Below are 6,665 nucleotides of genomic sequence, written 5' to 3'. Positions count from 1 at the left end.
TGCTGGCGCCGCTGGCCTATACCGAGATCGTCATGGCGACATTCGCCGGATGGTATTTCTTCAGCGACTTTCCTGACCGCTGGACCTTCCTCGGCGTCGGCATCCTCATCGCGTCAGCGATCTACATCTCCTGGCGCGAGCATGTGCGCCGGGTGGAGCCGATCCGGGATTTCGAGCAGCCGTGAGAGTTTAGATCATGCTCTTGCGCACGTTCTTTTCGACCAGGTGAGTCCACCTGGTCGGAGCGCGCTAGAAGCGCTCCAGGCCGTCGATGCAGACTTCAGCGGTTCCGCTCGAGGTGGGAACCGAACGATAGATCATCTCGATCCGGTCGATGCCACGGTTATTGCCGGGCAGATCGATGACCCGCGAAACGCCCCCTGGTGCAATGAACTCCCGCGCGGGAACGTCCATCCGGGTCCCGTTGCCGAAGGTAACCCGGAGGTTGAGCATCTCGACGGGCGCGCGCCGCACCTTGAGGCGGAGCGCAGTGAAGCGGCCCTGATCACGGCCCACCTTCAGCGTGTCGCGGTCGATCAGGAAGCGCACGTCCTTGCAGCCAAGCCGCGCCCACTCCGCGCTGCCGCCGCCACCGCCGCCACCCGAACCTTGAACGCCGAAAACCATGATGCGGGCCGGGCCACTGGCCACGAAATTGAAGATGATCTGCTTCAGGGCACGGCGGGGCGCGCCGAGCTCGATCACGCGGGAGGAACTGCCGGCACGGAACAACTGGCGCACCCGCACGTCTTCCGTCTGGCCGCTGCTATAGACGATGCGGATGTCCTGCACCTCAACATCGCTCTGGCGAACCTCGAAACGGAAGCCGCGGAACTCGCCCTCGCTGCCACCGACATTGATGACCTCGCGCTCCGGCCGCGCATCATAGGTGATGCTGCCGATCGGAACCTCGCGCGCCTCGGCGGCACCCGTCATCAAGGCGGCAAATCCAAAAACCATTGCCGAAAAGACGATGCTCGAAATACGTGTCATCATAAGCCCTCCCCGGTGCGTCACTGCTGGTTAGCCCGGCCAAACGGCCAGCGTCAAGCCACCGTCAGCCCTCGCCGGGCAGACCCTCGACCAATGGCACGAAGCGGACTGCAAGCAGATGCTCGCGGGAAAATCCTTGCGCATCCCGGGTGATGCGCCAGAGGCCCTGGTGGCCCGGACGCTCCTCGATGGGAAGCACCAGAATGCCGCCCACGGCCAGCTGGTCGAGATGGGCCTGGGGCACTTTCCCGGCGGCAGCCGTGACCATGATGCGGTCGAAGGGGGCGAAATCCGGCATGCCGAGGGTGCCATCGCCCACCTGCTGGGTGATGTTGGCGAGGCCGAGGCGCCGGAACCGCTCCCCCGCGGTCTCGGCCAGCGTCGCGTAGCGCTCGATGGTGTAGACGTGCCGCGCCAGCTGGCACAGCACGGCGCACTGGTAGCCAGACCCCGTGCCGACCTCGAGAACGCGGTGGGAGGGCTCCACCTTCAGCGCCTCCGTCATCAGCGCCACGATATAGGGCTGCGAGATTGTCTGGCCGCAGGAAATGGGCAGCGCCTGGTCGGCATAGGCCTGGTCGGAAAAGGGCGTTTCGACGAAAGCCTCACGCGGGACCTTGGCCACAGCATCCAGCACGCGCTCATCCGAAATGCCCTGCTCGCGCAGCGACTGGAGCAGCTGGAACCTGCGGCGGTCCTCGGTCATTGCGGGTCGAACACCGTCCTTACTGCATCCATGGCTTCGAGCTGGGTCAGGTTCATGTGCAGCGGCGTCACTGAAATGCGGCGGTTGAACACCGCCCAGAGATCGGTGCCCACCGGCGGGTTGCCGCGCTCACGCTTGAAGCCCAGCCAATAGTAATTGTTGCCGCGCATGTCGACCCGCTCGTCCACATGCAGCAGGTTCACGTCGCGCTTGCCCTGGCGCGTCACCTCGACGCCCTGCACCTCGTCGGCGCGGCAGTCGGGAAAGTTGACGTTCATCAGGACGCCGGGGCCGAAGCTCAGCTTCAGCAGCTTCGCCACAATCTCCGCCCCGTGCTTCTCGGCCACCTCATAGGAGAAGCCATTGCCGTGGATGCCGGTGACCTGCGACAGCGCAATCGACTTGAAGCCGAGCTGGGTTCCCTCCATCGCCGCGGCGATGGTGCCGGAATAGGTCACGTCATCAGCGATGTTCTGCCCGCGGTTGACGCCGGAGAGAACGAGGTCCGGGTCACCGGGAAGGATCTTGCGGGCGGCCATCACCACGCAGTCGGTGGGCGTTCCCGCCACCTCGAAGCGCTTGTCGGCGATCTTGCGGTAGCGGATGGGTTCGGCGAGTGAGAGCGAATGCCCTGCCCCGGAATTCTCCTCCGCCGGCGCCACGATCCAGACATCCTCCGAGAGGGTCCGGGCAATGCGCTCCAGCGTCTCGAGGCCAGGAGCGTGGATGCCGTCGTCGTTCGTCACCAGAATGCGCATGTGTTCAGCCCCTCGTGATCTTGTCGGCGCCGCCCATATAGGGGCGCAAGGCCTCGGGGATCGTCACCGACCCGTCGGCGTTCTGGCCGTTCTCGAGAACCGCCACCATCGTGCGGCCAACCGCCAGGCCTGAGCCATTGAGCGTGTGAACGTAACGCGTTCCCTTGCCGTCTGCCGGCTTGAAGCGGGCATCCATGCGGCGCGCCTGGAAATCGCCGCAGACGGAGCAGGAGGAAATCTCGCGGAAAGCGTTCTGCCCCGGTAGCCAGACCTCAAGATCGTAGGTCATGCGGCTGCCGAAGCCCATGTCTCCGGTGCAGAGCCGCATCACGCGGTAATGAAGGCCCAGCGCCTGGAGCACGCTTTCGGCGGCCCCCGTCATCCGCTCCAGTTCCTCGCGCGACTGTTCGGGCGTGGTGATGGAGACGAGTTCCACCTTGGAGAACTGGTGCTGGCGGATGATGCCCCGCGTGTCGCGCCCGGCCGCTCCTGCCTCGGCGCGGAAGCAGGGGGTGTAGGCGGTCAGCCGCAGGGGCAGGTCCTTCTCTTCGAGAATGCTGTCGCGCACCAGGTTGGTGAGGGAGACCTCAGCTGTGGGAATGAGCCAGCGGCCATCCGTGGTGCGGAACAGGTCGTCGGCGAATTTGGGAAGCTGGCCGGTGCCATACATGGCGCTGTCATTCACCATGAAGGGCACGAAGTGCTCGGTGTAGCCGTTGGCCCCCGTCTGATGGTCCAGCATGAACTGGGCGAGCGCCCGCTCGAGCCTTGCCAGCTGGCCCTTCATGACCACGAAGCGGGCACCCGATATCTTCGCCGCCGCCTCGAAATCCATCAACCCCAGCCATTCCCCGATGTCGAAATGCTGGCGCGGCTCGTAATTGAAGCCGGGAGGCGCGCCCCAGCGGCGGACCTCGACATTGCCCGATTCGTCCTTGCCGTCCGGCACGTCCTCCAGCGGCAGGTTGGGGATCACCGCCAGTGCCACGGTGAGCCGCTGGTCGATATCCCGCTCAACTGCCTCGCCGGAGGCGATGAAATCCTTGATCGATCCCATTTCGGCCTTCAGGGCATCTGCCTTGGCCTTGTCGCCCGTCTTCATGGCCTCGCCAATTTCCTTGGAGGCCGCGTTCCGGCGGGCCTGCGCGTCCTGAAGCTTCTGCACATGCTCGCGCCGTTCGGCGTCGATCCTCAGGAGGTCCGCCGACATGGGGGACAGCCCCCGGCGAGCGAGGCCTGCGTCGAAGCTTGCGGGATTTTCGCGAATGGCCTTGATGTCGTGCATGGTCCTCGGTTCCTTGGGTCGGAACCTCCTATAGGACGCCGAGGGCACGGCGTGAAGCCATTGCAGAAACAGTGACCAGGCCAAGCGGGGACAGATTCCCGCCGCCATCCACCGCGGCTGAACGCCCCGCCGGGCAAATCCTCTCTGCAATCCTTTGCTGGCAAACTGTCCGGCCGTGCATTAATACGATTAGCGCAAGTCATGAATCACGCTCATGGCACGCTCACGCCCGAGCGCGGCATGGCCGTCACATCAGGAGGGCAAGCAGTTGAAATCCAATCGAAGCAAGCTCGCCGCCGGCTTCATTGCCGCGGCGCTGGTCATGCCGGTTTCCGCTCATGCGGAGGACGATGAGGCGAAGGCCCTGTTCAAGGCAATGACGGACTTCCTCGCCCAGCAAACGGCCATCGCGGTCAGTTTTGACGCGACCCTCGACATCGTCACCGCGGACCTCGAGAAGGTCAGCCTCGCCAGTTCCGGCACGCTCGGCATGAGCAGGCCGGACAGGATCCGGGTAACCCGCACGGGCGGGATTGCCGATGTCGAACTCGTTTTCGACGGCAAGACCATCTCAGCCTACGGCAAGAACCTCAATGCCTTCGCCCGGCAACCACTCGAAGGCAGCGTCGATCAACTCATCGACACGCTGCGCTTTGAAGCCGGGTTGGAGCTGCCGGCGGCCGATCTCCTCTCCGTGAACGCCTATGACATCATGATGGCCAATGTCACGGACGCCAAGGCGCTGGGTGCTGGCGTCGTCCGCGGCGAAAGCTGCGACCATGTCGCCTTCCGGACAGCGGAGGCTGATTGGCAAATATGGATCGCGCCCGGCGACAAGCCCTTCCCTTGCCGCTTCACGATCACCAGCAAGATGACCGCACTGGCGCCCTCCTATGACATCACTTTCAGCGGCTGGAAGACCGGGGGCGACGTTCCCGCCGACGACTTCCAATTGAAGCCGGCAGACGGCGCCAAGGAAGTGAACATCTCTGAACTCAAGGGCCTTGATGAAGTGCCCGCTCCCGAAGGAGAAAAATGATGACACGCTTCAAGAGATGCCTGGTCGCGGCGCTTTCCCTCGGATTGATCTGGGGTGACATCGAGCTGGCCGGCCATCAGGTCACCATCGGCTTCTTCAAGATGATCACCGAGGCGGAAGCCCGCGTCGGCCGTCCCGCGACACCCGCCAGCGCTGCCGGCGTAGCCCGGCGCACCACACGCCGCGTCATCCGCCGCGGCGCCTATATCGGGGCGATCCCCGCTGGCTGCGCCTATGGCAATTATTACGGCTACAGCCTCTATTATTGCGGCGGGACCTACTACCAGAAATCCGGTAGCGGCTACGTCATCGTCTATTTCTGAGGCAATCGACAAACACACCGGGCAGGACATCCAGCCTGCCCGGATCACGCGCCTTCTGGTCTTGCAGGCGATTAGTTGAGATCACCCCCCACCAATTCTCGCCGTCATGCCAGCGAAAGCTGGCATCCCGCTTTTGGTGCAGCACTTGCTGACCAAAAGCGGAACCCCAGCTTGGGCTGGGGTCACGGCAGTAATGGTGATCTATCTGGAGTGGCGGGCGGCTAGTCCTTGTCCTTGGCCGCTTCCTTCTTCCGCCGCCGCGCTTCGAGGAAGCGCACTGTCTGCACCGACACCTCGTAGAGGGCCATCAGCGGCACGGCCATGGCGATCTGCGAAATGGGGTCTGGCGGGGTGAGAACGGCGGCCACGACGAAGACCCCGACAATGGCGAATTTCCGCCCGCTCTTCAGCTGTTCATAGGAAACAACGCCGATCTGGCCGAGCAGCGTCAGGATCACCGGAAGCTGGAAGCACAGGCCGAAAGCCAGGATCAGCATCATCACGAAATCGAGATAGGCCTCGATGTCGGGCATCAGTTCGATGCCGCCCTGCCCGTCCGTGCCGGTTCCGGCGGCCAGCGCATAGAAGAAGTGGATGGCGACGGGCAGCAGGAAGAAATAGACGAGTGCCGCACCCAGCAGGAAGAACACCGGGGTTGCCAGCAGGTAGGGCACGAAAGCCTGTTTCTCGTGCTTGTAGAGGCCAGGCCCCACGAAGCCGTAGAGCTGCGTGGCGATGAGCGGGAAGCCGATGAACAGGCCGCCGAAGAAGGCGATCTTGAGCTTCACCAGGAACACGCCGAGGAGCTTGATGGAGATCAGCGACACATCCTCCCCCGTTCCCCATTTGAAAGGCAGGATCAGGTAGTGGAGGATGTCGGTGGAAAAGACGAAGCTGAAGATGAAGGCGGCAAGGAAGCCCAGAACACAATAGATCAGCCTGGTCCTGAGCTCGATCAGATGCTCGATCAGCGGGGCTTCTGAAGCGTCGATGTCCTGCTGGCTCATGAGGCGGCCGGGGTGCTGGCGACAGGGGCTGCGGCATCGGCGGGTCGGGGCGGATCCACCTTCGGAACCTCAGCCTTCGGCGCGTCGGCGCGCGGGGCATTGGCGTCCGGCACTTCGCCGAACAGCTTCTTGAAATCGTCTTCCTGCTTCTTCGTCTCGTTGACGACGGTCTTCTTGACCGGCTCGATGATGTTGGCGGAACTCTTGATGTTGTCGAATTCCTTCTTCACCTCGTCGATGCCGGCGTCCTTCATGGCGCTGTCGAGATGGCCCTGAAACTCACGCGCCATGCCGCGCATCTTCGCCACCGTCTTGCCGAAGGCGCGGAGCACGCGTGGTAAGTCCTTCGGCCCGATGACGATGATCGCCACCACAGCAACGACGAACATTTCGGTGTAGCCGAATCCGAAGTCAAACATGTGATTATCCGGCGATAATGCGCCGGTATGCCTTTAGCTCTTGGCCTTCTCGGCGTCGGTGGTGACGGCGGTCTGCTGCTCGATGGGCTTCGGATCCGCCGCAGCGGTCGCAGGCTCGTCGTCAGCCATGCCCTT

Annotated in this window: 8 protein-coding genes and 1 pseudogene; 3 read left to right on the top strand and 6 right to left on the bottom strand. The window is 63.5% G+C overall.

Going from position 1 to position 6,665, the window contains the following annotated elements:
* Positions 1–185 (top strand): annotated as a pseudogene (locus ACILRA_RS17885) (EamA/RhaT family transporter); the annotation flags it as partial.
* 64 nt (positions 186–249) lie between these two features.
* Here ACILRA_RS17885 and ACILRA_RS17880 read toward each other — a convergent pair.
* The 4 genes from ACILRA_RS17880 to serS all read right to left on the bottom strand — a co-directional run bounded on the left by ACILRA_RS17880 (position 250) and on the right by serS (position 3,742).
* Positions 250–996, bottom strand: a complete 747-nt coding sequence (locus ACILRA_RS17880; RefSeq protein ID WP_395663422.1) for a hypothetical protein — start codon at positions 994–996, stop codon at positions 250–252.
* 61 nt (positions 997–1,057) lie between these two features.
* Positions 1,058–1,699, bottom strand: coding sequence for a protein-L-isoaspartate(D-aspartate) O-methyltransferase (locus ACILRA_RS17875; RefSeq protein ID WP_395663421.1), 642 nt, complete (start codon positions 1,697–1,699; stop codon positions 1,058–1,060).
* The gene (surE, locus tag ACILRA_RS17870) at positions 1,696–2,457 is read right to left on the bottom strand and encodes a 5'/3'-nucleotidase SurE (RefSeq protein ID WP_395663420.1); all 762 of its coding nucleotides are present in this window, start codon (positions 2,455–2,457) and stop codon (positions 1,696–1,698) included. The genes ACILRA_RS17875 and surE overlap by 4 nt, the downstream gene beginning before the upstream one ends.
* Positions 2,458–2,461: 4 nt before the next feature.
* The gene (serS, locus tag ACILRA_RS17865; RefSeq protein WP_395663419.1) at positions 2,462–3,742 is read right to left on the bottom strand and encodes a serine--tRNA ligase; all 1,281 of its coding nucleotides are present in this window, start codon (positions 3,740–3,742) and stop codon (positions 2,462–2,464) included.
* Positions 3,743–4,010: 268 nt separating this feature from the next.
* Here serS and ACILRA_RS17860 point away from each other — a divergent pair, with 268 nt between their 5' ends.
* Positions 4,011–4,781 (top strand): DUF2092 domain-containing protein, encoded by a 771-nt coding sequence (locus ACILRA_RS17860; protein WP_395663418.1) that lies wholly within the window; start codon positions 4,011–4,013, stop codon positions 4,779–4,781.
* Positions 4,781–5,104 carry a hypothetical protein gene (locus tag ACILRA_RS17855; protein WP_395663417.1) on the top strand — a complete coding sequence of 108 codons (324 nt, stop codon included), beginning with the start codon at positions 4,781–4,783 and terminating at the stop codon, positions 5,102–5,104. The genes ACILRA_RS17860 and ACILRA_RS17855 overlap by 1 nt, the downstream gene beginning before the upstream one ends.
* 221 nt (positions 5,105–5,325) lie before the next feature.
* Here ACILRA_RS17855 and tatC read toward each other — a convergent pair whose 3' ends face one another.
* Both tatC and tatB read right to left on the bottom strand, forming a co-directional pair.
* On the bottom strand, positions 5,326–6,111 hold the full coding sequence (gene tatC, locus ACILRA_RS17850; protein ID WP_395663416.1) for a twin-arginine translocase subunit TatC: 786 nt from the start codon (positions 6,109–6,111) through the stop codon (positions 5,326–5,328).
* On the bottom strand, positions 6,108–6,530 hold the full coding sequence (gene tatB, locus ACILRA_RS17845; RefSeq protein ID WP_395663415.1) for a Sec-independent protein translocase protein TatB: 423 nt from the start codon (positions 6,528–6,530) through the stop codon (positions 6,108–6,110). Before tatB ends, tatC begins: the two co-directional genes overlap by 4 nt.
* Positions 6,531–6,665: the final 135 nt, after the last annotated feature.

The organism is Aestuariivirga sp., assembly GCF_044239095.1.
Taxonomy (GTDB): domain Bacteria; phylum Pseudomonadota; class Alphaproteobacteria; order Rhizobiales; family Aestuariivirgaceae; genus Aestuariivirga.
Note: the sequence above shows the minus strand (reverse complement) of the source record. Positions and strands in the feature narration are given on the sequence as shown.